Annotated in this window: 19 protein-coding genes; 13 read left to right on the forward strand and 6 right to left on the reverse strand. The window is 70.6% G+C overall.

The genetic code is table 11. The features are described from left to right. On the reverse strand, positions 1 to 240 hold a 240-nt coding region (locus VGE38_RS05345), incomplete at its 3' end, for a hypothetical protein (protein ID WP_331141499.1). Between the two features lie 159 nt (positions 241 to 399). Then, positions 400 to 759, reverse strand: coding sequence for a DsrE family protein (locus VGE38_RS05350; protein WP_331141500.1), 360 nt, complete (start codon positions 757 to 759; stop codon positions 400 to 402). Between the two features lie 40 nt (positions 760 to 799). On the opposite strand from VGE38_RS05350, the gene VGE38_RS05355 reads away from it, so the two are divergent. Genes VGE38_RS05355 through ygfZ form a run of 3 tightly spaced genes read left to right on the forward strand, consistent with a single transcriptional unit; the run spans position 800 to position 2,662 of the window. Beyond that, the gene (locus VGE38_RS05355) at positions 800 to 1,315 is read left to right on the forward strand and encodes a heme-binding beta-barrel domain-containing protein (RefSeq protein WP_331141501.1); all 516 of its coding nucleotides are present in this window, start codon (positions 800 to 802) and stop codon (positions 1,313 to 1,315) included. Beyond that, positions 1,312 to 1,746: a Fur family transcriptional regulator gene (locus VGE38_RS05360; RefSeq protein WP_331141502.1), complete on the forward strand. Its 435-nt coding sequence runs from the start codon at positions 1,312 to 1,314 to the stop codon at positions 1,744 to 1,746. Before VGE38_RS05355 ends, VGE38_RS05360 begins: the two co-directional genes overlap by 4 nt. Further along, positions 1,736 to 2,662, forward strand: coding sequence for a CAF17-like 4Fe-4S cluster assembly/insertion protein YgfZ (gene ygfZ, locus VGE38_RS05365; RefSeq protein ID WP_331141503.1), 927 nt, complete (start codon positions 1,736 to 1,738; stop codon positions 2,660 to 2,662). Before VGE38_RS05360 ends, ygfZ begins: the two co-directional genes overlap by 11 nt. A gap of 7 nt (positions 2,663 to 2,669) precedes the next feature. Here the strand turns inward: ygfZ and mshD are convergent, their stop codons facing one another. Genes mshD through VGE38_RS05380 form a run of 3 tightly spaced genes read right to left on the reverse strand, consistent with a single transcriptional unit; the run spans position 2,670 to position 5,349 of the window. Further along, complete coding sequence (gene mshD, locus VGE38_RS05370) at positions 2,670 to 3,530, reverse strand: mycothiol synthase (protein WP_331141504.1); 861 nt, start codon at positions 3,528 to 3,530, stop codon at positions 2,670 to 2,672. Positions 3,531 to 3,570: 40 nt separating this feature from the next. Further along, the gene (locus VGE38_RS05375) at positions 3,571 to 4,569 is read right to left on the reverse strand and encodes a hypothetical protein (protein WP_331141505.1); all 999 of its coding nucleotides are present in this window, start codon (positions 4,567 to 4,569) and stop codon (positions 3,571 to 3,573) included. 39 nt (positions 4,570 to 4,608) lie between these two features. Continuing rightward, on the reverse strand, positions 4,609 to 5,349 hold the full coding sequence (locus tag VGE38_RS05380; protein ID WP_331141506.1) for a winged helix-turn-helix transcriptional regulator: 741 nt from the start codon (positions 5,347 to 5,349) through the stop codon (positions 4,609 to 4,611). A 149-nt stretch (positions 5,350 to 5,498) separates the two neighbouring features. On the opposite strand from VGE38_RS05380, the gene VGE38_RS05385 reads away from it, so the two are divergent. The 6 genes from VGE38_RS05385 (at position 5,499) to VGE38_RS05410 (ending at position 9,321) form a co-directional block, all read left to right on the forward strand. Continuing rightward, positions 5,499 to 5,765 (forward strand): MoaD/ThiS family protein, encoded by a 267-nt coding sequence (locus tag VGE38_RS05385; protein ID WP_331141507.1) that lies wholly within the window; start codon positions 5,499 to 5,501, stop codon positions 5,763 to 5,765. Positions 5,766 to 5,880: 115 nt separating this feature from the next. Then, positions 5,881 to 6,891: a hypothetical protein gene (locus tag VGE38_RS05390; RefSeq protein WP_331141508.1), complete on the forward strand. Its 1,011-nt coding sequence runs from the start codon at positions 5,881 to 5,883 to the stop codon at positions 6,889 to 6,891. 108 nt (positions 6,892 to 6,999) lie between these two features. Beyond that, positions 7,000 to 7,452 (forward strand): TlpA family protein disulfide reductase, encoded by a 453-nt coding sequence (locus tag VGE38_RS05395; RefSeq protein ID WP_331141509.1) that lies wholly within the window; start codon positions 7,000 to 7,002, stop codon positions 7,450 to 7,452. Positions 7,453 to 7,690: 238 nt separating this feature from the next. Beyond that, positions 7,691 to 8,143: a DUF4395 domain-containing protein gene (locus tag VGE38_RS05400; RefSeq protein ID WP_331141510.1), complete on the forward strand. Its 453-nt coding sequence runs from the start codon at positions 7,691 to 7,693 to the stop codon at positions 8,141 to 8,143. A gap of 33 nt (positions 8,144 to 8,176) precedes the next feature. Beyond that, positions 8,177 to 9,025: a sulfurtransferase gene (locus VGE38_RS05405; RefSeq protein ID WP_331141511.1), complete on the forward strand. Its 849-nt coding sequence runs from the start codon at positions 8,177 to 8,179 to the stop codon at positions 9,023 to 9,025. Continuing rightward, complete coding sequence (locus tag VGE38_RS05410; protein WP_331141512.1) at positions 9,025 to 9,321, forward strand: DUF1416 domain-containing protein; 297 nt, start codon at positions 9,025 to 9,027, stop codon at positions 9,319 to 9,321. The genes VGE38_RS05405 and VGE38_RS05410 overlap by 1 nt, the downstream gene beginning before the upstream one ends. Positions 9,322 to 9,559: 238 nt before the next feature. Here the strand turns inward: VGE38_RS05410 and dtd are convergent, their stop codons facing one another. Then, a complete protein-coding gene (gene dtd, locus VGE38_RS05415; RefSeq protein WP_331141513.1) occupies positions 9,560 to 9,994 on the reverse strand; it encodes a D-aminoacyl-tRNA deacylase in 435 nt (144 codons plus the stop codon). Between the two features lie 274 nt (positions 9,995 to 10,268). Here dtd and VGE38_RS05420 point away from each other — a divergent pair, with 274 nt between their 5' ends. The 4 genes from VGE38_RS05420 (at position 10,269) to VGE38_RS05435 (ending at position 14,986) form a co-directional block, all read left to right on the forward strand. Next, positions 10,269 to 11,096 (forward strand): beta-keto acid cleavage family enzyme, encoded by an 828-nt coding sequence (locus tag VGE38_RS05420; RefSeq protein ID WP_331141514.1) that lies wholly within the window; start codon positions 10,269 to 10,271, stop codon positions 11,094 to 11,096. A 260-nt stretch (positions 11,097 to 11,356) separates the two neighbouring features. After that, positions 11,357 to 11,635 carry a hypothetical protein gene (locus tag VGE38_RS05425; protein WP_331141515.1) on the forward strand — a complete coding sequence of 93 codons (279 nt, stop codon included), beginning with the start codon at positions 11,357 to 11,359 and terminating at the stop codon, positions 11,633 to 11,635. Positions 11,636 to 11,769: 134 nt separating this feature from the next. Further along, positions 11,770 to 13,515, forward strand: coding sequence for a DUF4012 domain-containing protein (locus VGE38_RS05430; RefSeq protein ID WP_331141516.1), 1,746 nt, complete (start codon positions 11,770 to 11,772; stop codon positions 13,513 to 13,515). Positions 13,516 to 13,606: 91 nt separating this feature from the next. Beyond that, positions 13,607 to 14,986: a tyrosine-protein kinase domain-containing protein gene (locus VGE38_RS05435; RefSeq protein ID WP_331141517.1), complete on the forward strand. Its 1,380-nt coding sequence runs from the start codon at positions 13,607 to 13,609 to the stop codon at positions 14,984 to 14,986. Positions 14,987 to 14,995 lie beyond the last annotated feature (9 nt).

Here is a 14,995-nt window from a genome sequence, read left to right on the forward strand (position 1 = left end):
GGCGTCGGCGGCGATCCGGCGTGCCTCGGCGGCGGACTCCTCCGCCTCGATCCGCCGGGCGGACTCCTCGGCGGCGGCCTTCTCGGCGAGGGCGCGCAGCTGCGCGGCGGCCTCGGCGGCGGCCACCTGCTCACGGGCGCGCGCCTCGAGCTCCTCGAAGGTGACCGGGGGCTGCTGGGTGCTGTCGGGGCCCGTACGGCGGAACCACCGGCGGTCACTCGAGTTCTGAGGCTGGTCCATTGCGGGGCCGATCCTATCGGCGCGAACCGGTTCCGGCTCAGTCTTCAGCCGGATGCCCATGTCGCCCCCCGAGGCGCGGGCACCTGACATTCTCAACCGCGACACGCCGGTGGCTCGTCAGCAGCGTCAGGTGCCCGCGGCGACACCGGCCCGGAAGGCTCAGTAGACGATCGCCTGCACGCCCTCGGCCAGGATCTCCTCGGCGAACGCGGCGGCCCCCTTGATGGCCGCTCCGGGCACCAGGTCGGCCTCGGCCAGGCCACGCCGGGCGGCGCACTGGCCGCAGACCGTCACCGAGCCGCTCTCGAGCACCAGGTCGAGCAGGTCGCCGAGCGGGGTGGCGAGCTCGAGGTCCAGGGACGCCCGTCCGGGTACGCCGAACCACGCCGCCTCGCCGGTCAGCCACAGGCTCACCGACGCTCCGGCGGCCACCGCGGAGGCGGCCACGGTGAACGCCTGGTTGGCGCGCTCGGCCTCCTCGGCTCCGGCGGTGCACTTGACGACGAGGGTCCGGCTCATGCGGCCACCCTACGGAGCCGCCGGCTCCTAGAATGCCCTGGTGGCCTTCCAGATCCCGGAGAACCTGAACCCCGACTGCGCGCCCATCGCCTGGCTCCTCGGGGCATGGCGCGGCAACGGCCACGGCGACTACCCGACGATCGAGAAGTTCGAGTTCGAGCAGGAGCTCGTCTTCCAGCAGGACGGCCGCCCGTTCTTCCACTACTCCGCACGCAGCTGGGTCATCGACCCCGACACCAAGGAGCGGCTGCGCCCCGGCGCGATGGAGACGGGCTTCATCCGCTCGCGACTGGTCGAGCCCGGCAAGGCGAAGGTCGAGATGGTGCTGGCACACCAGAGCGGCGTGGCCGACGTCTGGTACGGCGAGGCGTCCGACGGGAAGATCGAGTTCGCCACGCGCGGGGTCGGGCTGACGGAGACCGCCAAGGAGGTCACCGCGGGGCACCGGCTCTACGGCAACGTCAACGGTCAGCTGCTGTACGCCTACGACATGAAGGCCATGGGCCAGGAGCTGCAGCCGCACCTGTGGGCCCAGCTGAACCGGGTGGGGTCTTGAGCGACGACTGGCGCGAGGAGCTGCGGCGCAAGGGCTACCGCCTCACCCCGCAGCGCGAGCTGATCCTCGCCGCGGTCGACAGACTGCGGCACGCCACGCCGGAGGAGATCCTCGCGGAGGTCTCCACCCAGGCGTCGGCGGTCAACATCTCGACGGTGTACCGCACCTTGGAGGTGCTCCAGGAGCTCGGCCTGGTCCGGCACATCCACCTGAGCGACCGGGCGCCGACGTACCACACCGTCCGCGGCGACCACGCGCACTTCCACCTCACCTGCCGGAATTGCGGCGGCGTCGTCTCCGTTGACGAGAAGAAGGCCGCGAAGTTCGTCGAGCGGCTGCGCGTCGAGGACGGTTTCGAGGTCGACGTCGCGCACCTGACGATCTTCGGGGCGCACACCGTCTGCCCCGTGGAGGACCGTGATGAGGACTAGCCCGCTCCTGGAGCTGCCGGGCGCCGTCGCCGCCGACGGGATCGACGCGCCCGTGGCCGCGCACTACGGCTCGTTCAACGTCGAGCAGCGCACGCTGGCCGCGGGGGAGGGGTTCGTCGACCTCTCCCACCGTGACGTCGTCGTGATCGCCGGCCCGGACCGGCTCACCTGGCTGCACTCGCTGACCTCGCAGTTCTTCGAGGGGCTGGAGCCGGGACGCTGGACCTCCGCGCTGATCCTGTCCCCGCAGGGCCACGTCGAGCACTACTTCTCCGGCGTCGACGACGGCACCGCGTTCACCGCCTGGACCGAGCCCGGCGCCGGCGAGGCGCTCGCCGGGTTCCTCGAGCGGATGAAGTTCTGGTCCGACGTGACGGTCACGCTCGCGGACGACCTGGCCACCGTCTGGCGACCCGCCGGCTACCACGTCATCGCGCGCGACCAGCTCGCCGTCTTCGCCGAGGCGGCCGGGCCGGCGTGCGGACTGTGGGCGTTCGAGGCGCTGCGGATCGAGCGGGGCGAGCCGCGGTTCGGCGTCGACACCGACCACCGCACGATCCCCAACGAGGTCGGCTGGATCGGCCCGGCGGTCCACCTCGACAAGGGCTGCTACCGGGGCCAGGAGACCGTCGCGCGCGTCCACACCCTGGGCCGGCCGCCGCGCCGGCTCGTGCTGCTGCACCTCGACGGGTCCGAGAACCGGCTCCCGGCGGTCGGGACGCCGCTCGTCCACGGCGAGCGCGAGGTCGGGTTCGTCGGCTCGTCCGCCCGGCACTTCGAGCTCGGCCCGATCGCCCTGGGCCTGGTGAAGCGCTCGGTCCCGGTCGACGGACAGCTCACGGTCGACGGCATGCCCGCCACGCAGGAGGTCATCGTCGACCCCGAGGTGGGACTGCACGTCCGGCCGTTGCGCTGACCGTGCGTCAGGGTCGCATCCGCGCGTACTGGACGTGCGTGTCGGCCCGGGCATGGGTGAACCCCAGCCCCTCATAGAGCCGTACGGCGGCCGCGTTGTCGGACTCGACGTAGAGGTGCACCTCGGCGGTGTCGCTGAGGTGCACCAGCCCGAGCGCCGTGAGCACCTTGCCGAGCCCCCGGCCCTGCGCGGACGGGTCGATGCCGACGACGTACACCTCGCCGGACTCCGCCGAGTGCCGCTTGGTCCAGTGGAACCCCAGCAGTCGCGGGGTCTCGCCGGACCGGTCCCAGGCCTCGATCAGCCCCTCCGGCTCGAACCACGGCTCCGCCATCCGCTCGGCGAGCCCGTCGCGGGTCATCGCCCCCTGCTCGGGATGGTGCGCGAACGCCGCCGCGTTGACCCGCACGATCTCGGCCTCGTCCCCGGGCCGGAAGGACCGCACCTCGACATCGCCGAGACGCTCGTCGAGAGACGGTGTGCCGGGCAGCTCCAGCGACGTCGGCCGCCGCATCACCCACAGCTCGCGCACCGCCCGGAAGCCGTGCGAGGCGGCCAGCGCCACGGCCGCCGGCTGGTGGCCGTGTGACCACGCCCGCAGCTCACCATCGGCCCCGGCACTGGGTCCACCACCGGGTACGTCGGCCAGCGCCTGCTCCAGCAGCTCGGTCCCGACCCCGCGACCCCGGCAGTCGGGCCGCACGACGAGCGAGAGCTCCGAGCCGACGACCAACGCGAACCCCTCCTGCGTCACCCAGGACCGAGCCTGCTCGGGCCGGTGCCGCAGCGACAGCCGGGTGGCCTCGTCCAGCGGCGCGACGCCGTCGTACGCCTCCGCCTCGAGCGCGATCCGCAGCACGTCGTCCATGGGCCCACCCTAGGCGTGGGCGTTTGAGGGAGCGCCACGGTCAGCCGATGACCGTGGCGCTCCCCGAACCGAGAGAAGCGACAGCACAGCTCGGCGAGCAGGGGACCGGGGCGCCGTCCCAGCCGCGCCGCTGCAGGATGCCTCCGACGGCGCCCGCCGTGAGGCACGACTCGACCATCACCTGGCGCCACCGCAGCCGGAGCACGATCCGGCCCTTCGTCAGATCGGCCAGGTCGCGGGCGGCGTCACGGTTCCCCGCCCGCCAGGAGTCGTGGTTGAGCTGTCCGTCGAGCTCGATGACGAAGTCGAAGCCCGGGTACTCGATGTCGCGCCGCTCGACCCGTCCGCCGACCCGGCTGACCGCCTGCCTCACGGGGACGGGGAGCCGGTGCGGGCGCTCGACGCGCGTCAGGTAGCCGTGCTCGAGCACGGACTCCGTGCCGTTCTCGATGTCGTCGAGCAGGCGCAGCAGCAGCTGTCGTCGCGACAGGCGACGCTGCCTGCCGACAACGTGACGCAGCGACGCCGCAGTGAGCCCCCGGCGGCCGACATGCGCGGCGAGCAGGGCGACGATCTCCTCCTCGTCCTTCGCGAGCCGGATCGCGAGCAGCAGGTTCTCCTCGAACGTCAGCCGCGGCGGGTTCGTGTGCGGCCGGATCCGCCGGGGGAGGCCGGCGACGGGGTGGTACTCCACGTCCTTCAGGCGGGCGATCCGTCGCGTGCTGTCGATCGCGAGGTGCACCGGGCCCGGTGCGCTGAGGTCCCAGGCCGACGCCAGGCACAGCGCCGCGGGCGCCGCATGCAGGACCGTGGCCCAGGCCCGTTGCCGGGACGTCAGCGGACCGGTGTGGTCGACGTACACCCGCGGGTGCACGCGGACCAGCTCCTTGCGCCGCTCGGAGCGGCGTACGTCGTTCCAGGACCAACCGCCGTCGACCAGCTGCTCGTAGCCGACCACGCCGTCCTGCATCCGACGCTGGTTGTCGAGGATCCGGCGTGCCAGCAGGGCGTCCCGCTCCTCGTCGGTGATGGGTTCCATGCCGAGGCATCTGCCCCGCGGGGCAGCCCTCAAGAGAGCTCACGAGCCCTCGAGCGAGCCCTCCAGCTGCGCCAGGTCGGCGGGGGCGGTCTCGGTCGACCGCGCGGGGAGCACGAACCGGTAGCCGACGTTGCGCACCGTGCCGATTAGCGTCTCGTTCTCGGGACCGAGCTTGGCGCGCAGCCGCCGGACGTGGACGTCGACGGTGCGGGTGCCGCCGAAGTAGTCGTAGCCCCACACCTCCTGCAGCAGCTGCTGACGGGAGAAGACGCGGCCGGGGTGCTGGGCGAGGTACTTGAGGAGCTCGAACTCCTTGAACGTCAGGTCGAGGGAGCGGCCGCCGACCTTCGCGGTGTAGCTGGCGTCGTCGACGACGACCTCGCCGGACCGGATGACGTGCGCCTCCGGGTCCGCGGCGTCCCGGGCGGCGGCGAGCCGGCCGATGGCGAGCCGGATGCGGGCCTCGAGCTCGGCCGGGCCGCAGGTGTGGAGGACGACGTCGTCCATGCCCCAGTCGTGGGCGACGACGGCGAGGCCGCCCTCGGTCACGACCAGCAGGACCGGGACGTCGGTGCCCGTCGTACGGATCAGGCGGCACAGGTCGCGGGCGTGGGCGAGGTCCTGGCGGCCGTCGACCAGCAGCAGGTCGGCCTCCGGCGCCTCCAGCAGGGCGGCGGCCTCGGCGGGGAGGATCTTGACGGAGTGGCCGAGCAGCGCCAGACCGGGAAGGACCTCCACCGAGGGCTGCAAGGCGCTGGTCAGCATCAGCAACGTGCTCATGGCCGGTTCCTCCAGAGCTCGGGCGCGACCGCGCGGAGGATCGCGACGAGGAGCACCGAAACGCAACGCTGGGCCTCGGTCGGTTGGATCGTTCCCGCATACTACCGAGACCGGCACGTCACGTGTCGAGCGTCTGAAACGGGATCGAGATGAGCCGGATACGGATTCGCTACTGGGCGGCGGCCAAGGCCGCGGCCGGTACGCCGGAGGACCAGCTCGAGGTCGAAGGCCCCCTCGCCCTCGACGAGGTCGTACGCCGCGTCGTGGCGCTCCACCCCGGCACCCGGCTGCCGGACGTGCTCGCGGTCTGCTCCGCACTGGTCGACGACCGGCCGGTGAAGCGGCTCGACCCGAGCACCGTGCTCGTGGAGCCCGGTCAGTCGGTGGAGTTCCTCCCGCCGTTCGCCGGCGGCTGAGGAAGAGGCCCTTTACCAAAAGATGGTCTAGACCACCGTTGCCTCCGGGCGCGGGCCTCGTTGCTCCCATCGAACGGCCGTCCGAGCGGGTCGGCCCCAGAAGGGAGCAGATGAGATGACCACCCCCCTGAGGCGAGTTCTCTCGACCGTCGCCGGTCTCGCGCTGACCGCCGGCCTGGTGGCAGGAGTGTCCGCGAGCCCCGCCCAGGCCGCCGACTGCGCCGCGCCGAACCAGACCTACGGCCAGACCCAGGTGCACACGGCGAAGGCTGCTGCCTGGCAGAAGAAGACGGCCACGAAGGTCAAGAGGGCGCAGAAGGCCTACGCCAAGTCCAAGTCCACGGCCAACCGGAAGAAGCTGAAGAAGGCCAAGCGGCTCAACCAGCGCGCGATCCGCAACCTCCGTGCCTGGCAGGCGCACAACGCCACCGCCCGTGACGCCGCGGCTCGCTGCAACGCCCAGAGCGACGACCGGCAGCCGGGCGGCCCGCAGGCGGCTCCCGCCGACCCGACCGTGATCTTCCAGCAGCTGATCGACGCGCTCGCCGGCCTCGGCGGCGGTGGCGGTGGCTTCTCGCCGGAGCAGCTGCAGCAGCTGGCCCAGCAGATCGCCGACGCCTTCGGTGGCGGCGAGGTGTCGCCCGACGTCCTGACCCAGATCGTGGAGCAGGCCGTCGAGGCGCTGACCGGTGGCGGCGGAGGTGCCCCGGTCGACCCGGCCGACCTGCAGCAGTACATCGACCAGTTCGCCGACGCGCTGTCCGGCGCCGGGCTGCCGGCCGACCGGTTCGCCGAGCTGTTCCAGCAGTTCGTCGACGCCCTGGGCTCCGGCAACCTCGACCCGTCCATGCTGGCCCAGGTGGTCGACGCCGTGACGACCGCGCTCACCGAGGGCGGCGTGCCGGCCGAGGCGGCCGGCGACGCGATCGAGCAGGTGATCGCCGACCTCGCGAACGGCGGCTACCCGAGCGACCCGAGCGGCCTGGTCGCCTACATCGTCAACAGCGTGCAGAACGGCCTCGACGGCACCCCGCTCGACGAGCCGATCGACCCGGTGCTGCAGCAGGTCGAGGACGGCCTCACCAGCGCCCTGGGCCAGCTGCTCGGAAGCATCCCCACCCCGTGACCGGCTGACCCGCTCCGGCGTACGGCGACGAGGCCGCCCTTCCCCCCATGGAGGGCGGCCTCGTCGTGTCCCGGGAATGACGTCCGGCCCGGCCGGCGTTGCGCTGGCATGACGACCGGTCTGTGGGTGGCGCTCGGCGCGATCGCGGTGGCGCTGTGCTTCGGCGGCTACCGGCGCGTGGTCGACGGCCGCTTCATGGCCCGCTCCGCTGGTCGAGCAGCGAGCGCCAGCGAGCGTGTCGAGACCCCCGCAGCCGCCCTCGCCACCCTGCTCCCACAGCTCGGCGAGCGCGCCACGCTGGTCCAGTTCTCCACGGCGTTCTGCGCGCCGTGTCGCGCCACCCGCCGGATCCTCGGCGAGGTGGCGCAGGTCGTTCCCGGCGTCGCCCATGTCGAGATCGACGCGGAGCAGCACCTCGACGTCGTCCGCCGCCTGGGCGTCGTACGGACGCCGACGACGCTCGTGCTCGACGCGGCCGGACGTGAGGTCGCGCGGGCGGCCGGGGCGCCCCGCAAGGAGCAGGTACTCAGCGCGATCGCCGCGATCGATCTCGATGGCTGAGACGCACGTCCACATCGCGAGATTCCGAGTTGGTGGCCCCGGGGAACGGCCCTAGGGTCTACGACATGTTCTCGACCATGCTGACCAAGCGCCGGGCAGTGGATCACTGCCTCGTGCGCTCGTCGCTGTGTCGAATGTCGTCCTGAGGACCGCTGCACCCGTCGCCTGACGCCCGCAGCAGATGCCGCGAGCCGCGCCGCCGCTCGCACCGTCCCCCGGAAACCGTCACAGGAGACCCATGTCCGCCGTGTCCGAGAACGTCGTCGCGCCGCGTGTCGGCATCGACCCGCGAGGCCCGCAGTTCACCGCTGTGGTCACCATGCTGGTGCTGCTCGCGGTCCTCGCGACGGCGGGGACATGGGTCGCGACGGTCCTGACCGCCGTCCAGGCCGGACTGTTCGCCCTCGGCGCCGGTCTCGGGGTGCAGCGCACGCCGGTGGCGGCGCTGTTCAAGGTGGCCGTCCGGCCGCGGCTCGCGCCGCCGGTGGAGCTGGAGGACCCGGCGCCGCCGCGGTTCGCCCAGGCGGTGGGTCTCGTGTTCGCCGCGACCGCGCTGGCCGCGTTCGTCGCGGGCGCGGACACGGTGGGCATCGTCGCGATCGGGTTCGCGCTCGTCGCCGCCACGCTCAACGCGGTCTTCCGGTTCTGCCTGGGCTGCGAGCTGTACCTCCTCATCAAGCGTTTCGCCTGACACCAAGACTCCCGAAGAGAAAGAAGAACCAACATGAGCCGCGAGAACTCCCTCGTCTCCGCCCAGTGGGTGGAGGAGAACCTGGACAACCCCAAGGTCGTCCTGATCGAGGTCGACGAGGACACGTCCTCCTACGACAAGGGCCACATCCGTGGGGCCATCAAGCTCGACTGGACCCACGACCTGCAGGACCAGGTGCGTCGTGACTTCCTGAACAAGGCGCAGTTCGAGGCGCTGCTGAGCAGCCGCGGCGTCGCCAACGACGACACCGTCGTGCTCTACGGCGGCAACAACAACTGGTTCGCCGCCTACGCCTACTGGTACTTCAAGCTCTACGGCCACCAGGACGTCAAGCTGCTCGACGGCGGCCGCAAGAAGTGGGAGCTCGACAGCCGTGAGCTGACCGACGAGCTGCCGCAGCGCGCGGAGACGACGTACGTCGCCCAGGAGCAGGACCGCTCCATCCGCGCCTTCCGCGACGAGGTCGTCGACGCGATCGGCGTCAAGAACCTCGTCGACGTGCGCAGCCCCGACGAGTACGCCGGCCGACTGCTCGCCCCGGCGCACCTCCCGCAGGAGCAGGCCCAGCGTGCGGGCCACATCCCCACCTCGGTCAACGTGCCGTGGAGCAAGAACGCCAACGACGACGGCACCTTCAAGTCCGACGCGGACCTCAAGGCGCTCTACGACGAGGTCGGCTTCGACACCTCCAAGGACACCATCGCGCTGTGCCGCATCGGCGAGCGCTCCTCGCTGACGTGGTTCGTGCTCCACGAGCTGCTCGGCCACCAGAGCGTCAAGAACTACGACGGCTCCTGGACCGAGTACGGCTCGCTGGTCGGCGTGCCGGTCGCGCTCGGCGACGAGCCGGGGACCGTCTGATGTGCGGCGCGACCACCGGCGGGCTCTCGCTGGCCGGCGTCGACGTCGCCAAGGAGGCGATCATCCAGGGTCAGGTGACCCGGGATGGCGAGCCGGTCGGCGGTGCGTACGTGCGCCTGCTCGACCGCACTGGTGAGTTCACCGCCGAGGTCCCGACCTCCGCGACCGGCCACTTCCGGTTCTTCGCCGGCGACGGCCAGTGGACGCTGCGCACCCTCGCCCCGAAGGCCGACCCGGTCGACAAGGTCGTCCACGCCTCCGTCGGCAACGTCGCCGAGGTCACGATCGCGATCTGACCCACTCCGCTGGTCGAGCCGGCCTGACTCCGATGGTCGAGCCGGGCGTAACTCCGGTGGTCGAGCCGGCGAGGCGAAGCCGAGACGTGTCGAGACCACTCGAGCCACGTTTCGCTGGTCGAGCCGGGCCTGACTCCGGTGGTCGAGCCGGCGAGGCGAAGCCGAGACGTGTCGAGACCACCGTGTCGAGACCACCACGACAGGGCCGCAACCCACACCGGGTTGCGGCCCTGTCGCGCTATGGCGCGGGCGTCTCGACGATCACCGTGACCGGTCCGTCATTGACCGATGCGACCTGCATGTCCGCCCCGAACACCCCGCGGGCGACGGGGACGCCGAGCCGCGACAGCTCGGCGCAGAAGGCGTCGTACGCCGGCTCGGCGATCGCTCCCGGAGCGGCGGCGCTCCACGACGGCCGCCGGCCCTTGCGAGCGTCGCCGTACAGCGTGAGCTGGGAGACCACGAGCACGGGCGCGCCGAGGGACGCCACCGACTGCTCGTCGCGCAGGATGCGCAGCCCGTGGATCTTGCCCGCCAGCCAGCGCACCTCGGCGGGGCCGTCGGCGTGCGTGACCCCGAGGTAGACCAGCAGGCCCGGGGAGTCGATGGCGCCGACGACGGAGCCGTCGACGGTCACCGAGGCTGACCGGACTCGCTGCACCACTGCTCGCACGCGGCCATCTTGAGGCATACGCCAGATGGGGGATGACCCGGCTGGCACATCGAGCGGAGCGTGGGAACATGCTGATGTCTCACCCCGTCCGCGCGTGGAAGCGCCGTCTGCTCGGTCCGATCGAGATCGAGGAAGCGACGTTGGAAGAGGCTGTCGCGATGTTCGTGCAGAGCCGTCGTGGCCGGCGGTTCGTTCGCCGCATCGAGCGGCATCGACCAGCGCGACAGGGCCTATAGGAGAGTTCCGCTGGCGACTGCCTCTAGGGTCAGCCGCTATGACCGGCTTGCTCATCACCGTCGCGCCCACCGGCGCGGAGACGGCGAAGGACGACTGCCCCCAGCTCCCCACCACCCTCGAGGAGCTCGTTGCGACCGCGAGGGAGTGTGAGGCGGCGGGCGCGCGGATGATCCACGTCCACATCCGCGACGACCAGCACCGCCCGACCCTGGACCTGGGGCGGCTGAAGGACACCGTGAGAGCTCTGAAGGAGAGCACCGCGCTGATCGTCCAGCTCTCCACCGGCGGCAGCGTCCACGATCCGCTCGAGCAGCGGCTGAAGGTCCTCGACGCGGAGCCTGACTCGTGCAGTCTGACGATGGGCACGACGAACTTCGGCGACGACGTGTTCTCCAACCCGTGGCCGTTCGTCACCGAGCTCTACCAGCAGGCCCAGGCTCGCGGGATCGTGCCGGAGTTCGAGCTCTTCGACCTGGGTCACGTCGCGAGCCTGCAGCGCCTGCTGGACCGCTACGGCCTCCCCGCCGGCGGGCGGGTCCACGTCGACTTCGTCATGGGCGTGCCCGGCGGCATGCCCGGTACGGCGGCCGCGCTGGTGGCCGGCGTACACGCGCTGCCCGAGCAGGTGACGAGCTGGAGCGCCACCGGGATCGGGCGCACCACGCTGCCGGTGATGCTCGCCAGCCTCAGCATGGGCGGCCACCTGCGGGTCGGCATGGAGGACGTACTGACCCTGGCCAAGGGCGTCCCGGTGACGAGCAACCGGGAGCTCGTGGACCGGGCGGTGGGACTGGCCGAGATGGCCCAGCGGCAGGTGCTGACGGCGGCCGAGGCCAGGCTCCTGATGGGTCTCGAGTCGACATGACTCTCGAGTAGCCCGTTCGGACTACCGGTGATGTGAACCACATCGAAAAGGCTCAGGTCGGCGGCGTGTCGGTTCGGCTGAGCGTGGATGAGCGGGGATAGCCCCTTCGGGCCGGTCTAGATCACCGTGTCGCCGCTGTCTGTCCATCCCAAATTTTTGGGAAAGTTGGGCGGCCGACCGCAACCCCATGGTCTGCTAGACCCTCGACCAAATCGATTGCGCCGCTCCGCTCCCACGGAGACCGGCGGGAGGATTCCTTAATGAAGAAGATCATCGCCAGCACCTTCACGGCCGCGCTCATCGCGTCTGGTCTGGGCATCGCGTCGGCTCCGGCCGCGTCGGCCGCCGACAACTACGGCCCGAAGAACATCGGCCAGGTCGTCAGCGCCGCGGTGAAGAAGAAGGGCAAGCTCAACAAGAAGCAGGTCGCCGCTCTGGTCAAGCAGATCAAGGCCGCTCAGAAGAGCAAGCTCATCTCCAAGAAGCAGGCTGCCAAGCTCATCAAGAAGGTCAAGAAGGACGCCAAGAAGAAGAAGTGACCTTCTGATCTCTTCGGACAAGGCCCCCGGTCTCCGGTCGGGGGCCTTTCCGTTGGATCTGGTTCGTTGCAAGAGACGCGGCCGGAGCGGGGCTCGCCCTGACCCGTGCCGCGTGTGGTTCGGAAGTGAGTGACGTGCGGTTTCAGCACCCTCGGCGCCTCGCGGTCGGCGTACTCGCCGCCGCGCTGGTCGCTCTCATCGGGTACGCCGGCTGGCTGCTGTGGCAGGCGGCCGACAGCCTGTCGGCGGCTGCCGACGACGCGGCTGCGGTCAAGACGGCCGCGCTCGGAGACGACCCGACGCAGATGGCGGAGCCGCTCGACGACTTCGCCGACCACGCCGGTCGAGCGGCGGACGTGACCGACTCGCCGGTCTGGTCGCTGATGACGAAGCTGCCGTGGATCGGCGACGACGCCCGCGGTGTGCGCACCGTGAGCCAGGTCGCCGACGATCTGGCCCGTGACGGGCTGCGGGAGCTGACCGGCGTCGTGGGTGACATCGACGCGGTGCTTCCGGCCGACGGCGGCGTCGACGTCGCCCAGGTCCAGGGGCTGGTCGAGCCGGTCGCCACCGGACACGCCGCGCTGGTGGCCGCGCGCGAGGAGCTCGCGCGGGAGGACCCCAGTGGCTACGTCGAGGCACTCAAGCTGCGCTACCGCGACCTCCAGGCCGACGTCGAGGACGCCGCCGACGCGATGGGCATCGCCCACCGGGCGCTCGGCATCCTGCCCGCGATGCTGGGCGCCGACGGGCAGCGCAACTACCTGCTGATCGTGCAGAACAACGCCGAGATCCGGGCGACCGGCGGCCTGCCGGGGGCCGTCTCGCTGCTGACGGCCGACCGCGGCCAGATCGAGCTGGTGCGTCAGGTCGCGGGCAACGCCTTTGGTGAGGCGCCCTCCCCGGTGCTGCCGATGACGGCGGCCGAGGAGGAGATCTTCGGTGAGAACCTCGCGCTGTACTTCCTCGACGCCAACCTGACGCCCGACTTCGCGCGGGCCTCCGACCTGTGGAAGGCCCGCTGGGAGCAGACTCAGCCGGAGCGCATCGACGGCGTCGTGTCGCTCGACGCGGTGACGCTGTCCTACGTCCTGCGCGCCACCGGACCGGTGCAGGTCGACGGCATCGAGCTGACCGCCGACAACGCGGTCGACGAGCTGCTGAGCCGGGTCTACTCCCGGCTGCCCGACCCGGCCGACCAGGACGTGTTCTTCCGCAACGTCGCGGCGTCGGTCTTCGCGAAGGTGACGTCGTTCGCGGGCTCGAAGAAGGAGCTGCTGCAGGCGCTGCGCACCGCCGCCGGTGAGCGGCGCATCCTGCTGCACGCCTTCGACGACGAGGTGCAGGCCCAGCTGGCCGGCACGGCCGTCGCGGGCGAGATCGCCGGCACCGACCCGGTGAAGCCGCAGATCGGCGTCTACTTCGCCGACGGAACGCTCAGCAAGATGAGCTACTACCTGCGCTACGACACCCAGGTTCAGGCGACCTCGTGCCTGGACGGCGTGCAGACGTGGACCGGCAAGGTGACGCTGCGCTCCACCGCGCCGGCGGACGCCAAGATCTCACTGCCGAGATACGTCACCGGCTCAGGGTTGCCGAAGTCGTCGGCCGGCCTGCAGCTGGTGACGGTCTACGTCTACGCGCCGGAGGGCGCGACGGCGAGCGACTTCGACGACAACGACCTGGACTTCGACCAGTTCACCGCCGAGATCGGCGGGCGCAAGGTGATCGGCACCTGGGTCGTGCTCGACCCCGGTGAGACCACGGACCTGCGCTGGACGATGACGTCGGCCGCGGACCAGACCGGCGACGCCCGGCTCACCGTCACGCCGTCGATCGAGCCGGGAAGCAAGTCGACCATGGTGCGGTCCGCATGCTGACCGCTTGTGGCGGTGCCGCCGGTGCCGACCTGACAGCCATTGAGTTCGGGAACAGCGAGGCGATTCGCCTCGTCGGAAGTTGGAGCATCACATGGAACTGAGCGACTACCTCAAGCTCGTTCGCCGTCGGTGGGTCTCGATCCTTCTCGTGACGCTGCTGTGCGGCGCGTTGGCGCTCGCCTACACCGCGCTGCAGACGAAGCAGTACGCCTCCGACGTACGGCTGTTCGTCTCGACCACGGTCGCCGACGCGAGCAACGCGGGCACGATCAACGCCGGCGGCCAGTTCTCGCAGGCGCGCGTGCAGTCGTATGCCGGCCTGGCGTCGAGCCGTGAACTCGCCGAGGCGGTGATCCAGAAACTCGACCTCGATGCCGAGCCGGAGGAACTTACGGGCAAGGTCACCGCGTCGGTCGCGGTCAACACCGTCAATCTCACGCTCACTGTCACCGATGCTGACCCGCACCAGGCCCAGCGCATCGCCCAGGCCTACGCAGAGGCGCTGACCGAGTTGGTGCGACAGCTCGAGACGCCCCCGGGGCAGACTGATGCCCCCATCAAGGCGACCATCGTCGACAACGCCTCCCTTTCGGAGAACCCGGTCGCGCCCAAGCCTGTCCGCAATGTCGGCCTTGGGATCGTGCTGGGCGGATTGCTCGGGCTCGGCCTCGCGGTACTCCGGCAGAAGCTCGATACCCGCGTGCACTCGACCGAAGAGGTTGTCGAGCTCACCGACAAGCCCGTGCTGGGTGCCATCGGCTTCGATGCCGAGGCGAAGGATGCATTGCTCATCAGTGACATTCCGTCACACTCGCCGCGCGCCGAGGCGTTCCGCGTGCTGCGGACGAACCTTCAGTTCGTGGACGTCGACAACCACAACAAGGTGTTCGTGCTCTCCTCCGCCGTCCCGGGCGAGGGCAAGACGACCACGTCGGTCAACCTTGCGATCAGTTTGGCTCAGGCAGGAATCAAGACACTCCTGATCGAGGCCGACCTACGTCGCCCGCGAGCGGCCATCCGCCTCGGCCTCGACGGCGCTGTTGGCGTCACTACGGTGTTGGTCGGAAAGGTCAAATTCGAGGACGCGCTGCAGCATGATGAGAGGACAGGCCTGGACTTCCTCGCGGCTGGTCCGGTTCCGCCTAACCCCGCCGAACTCTTGCAGTCGAACGCGATGCGCGAGCTCCTATTGCGCCTTCGCGACTCCTATGAAGTCGTCCTCATCGATGCGCCGCCGTTGCTCCCGGTCACGGACGCCGCCCTGCTGGCACGGCAGGCTGACGGTGCCATGCTCGTGATCAAGCACGGCAAGATCACGCGCGACCAGGTGAAGCTGTCCGTCGACCGCCTCACCCATGTGGACGCGCGCCTGGTCGGCGTGGTGATGAACATGGTGCCAGCCAAGCGCGGCAGCAGCTATGGCTATGGCTATGGCTACGCCCCGGACGACGCTTTGACGTCACCTGAATAGGACGTGGTC

This window comes from Nocardioides sp. (assembly GCF_036405735.1).
In the GTDB taxonomy this organism is placed as follows: domain Bacteria; phylum Actinomycetota; class Actinomycetes; order Propionibacteriales; family Nocardioidaceae; genus Nocardioides.

Coding starts and splice junctions, on each gene's coding strand:
- VGE38_RS05375 (WP_331141505.1), bottom strand. CDS start 4,569: ATGGAACCCATCACCGACGAGGAGCGGGACGCCCTGCTGGCACGCCGG.
- VGE38_RS05400 (WP_331141510.1), top strand. CDS start 7,691: ATGTCCGCCGTGTCCGAGAACGTCGTCGCGCCGCGTGTCGGCATCGAC.
- mshD (WP_331141504.1), bottom strand. CDS start 3,530: ATGGACGACGTGCTGCGGATCGCGCTCGAGGCGGAGGCGTACGACGGC.
- VGE38_RS05420 (WP_331141514.1), top strand. CDS start 10,269: ATGACCGGCTTGCTCATCACCGTCGCGCCCACCGGCGCGGAGACGGCG.
- VGE38_RS05435 (WP_331141517.1), top strand. CDS start 13,607: ATGGAACTGAGCGACTACCTCAAGCTCGTTCGCCGTCGGTGGGTCTCG.
- VGE38_RS05410 (WP_331141512.1), top strand. CDS start 9,025: ATGTGCGGCGCGACCACCGGCGGGCTCTCGCTGGCCGGCGTCGACGTC.
- VGE38_RS05390 (WP_331141508.1), top strand. CDS start 5,881: ATGACCACCCCCCTGAGGCGAGTTCTCTCGACCGTCGCCGGTCTCGCG.
- VGE38_RS05380 (WP_331141506.1), bottom strand. CDS start 5,349: ATGAGCACGTTGCTGATGCTGACCAGCGCCTTGCAGCCCTCGGTGGAG.
- VGE38_RS05425 (WP_331141515.1), top strand. CDS start 11,357: ATGAAGAAGATCATCGCCAGCACCTTCACGGCCGCGCTCATCGCGTCT.
- VGE38_RS05350 (WP_331141500.1), bottom strand. CDS start 759: ATGAGCCGGACCCTCGTCGTCAAGTGCACCGCCGGAGCCGAGGAGGCC.
- VGE38_RS05405 (WP_331141511.1), top strand. CDS start 8,177: ATGAGCCGCGAGAACTCCCTCGTCTCCGCCCAGTGGGTGGAGGAGAAC.
- VGE38_RS05395 (WP_331141509.1), top strand. CDS start 7,000: ATGACGACCGGTCTGTGGGTGGCGCTCGGCGCGATCGCGGTGGCGCTG.
- ygfZ (WP_331141503.1), top strand. CDS start 1,736: ATGAGGACTAGCCCGCTCCTGGAGCTGCCGGGCGCCGTCGCCGCCGAC.
- VGE38_RS05385 (WP_331141507.1), top strand. CDS start 5,499: ATGAGCCGGATACGGATTCGCTACTGGGCGGCGGCCAAGGCCGCGGCC.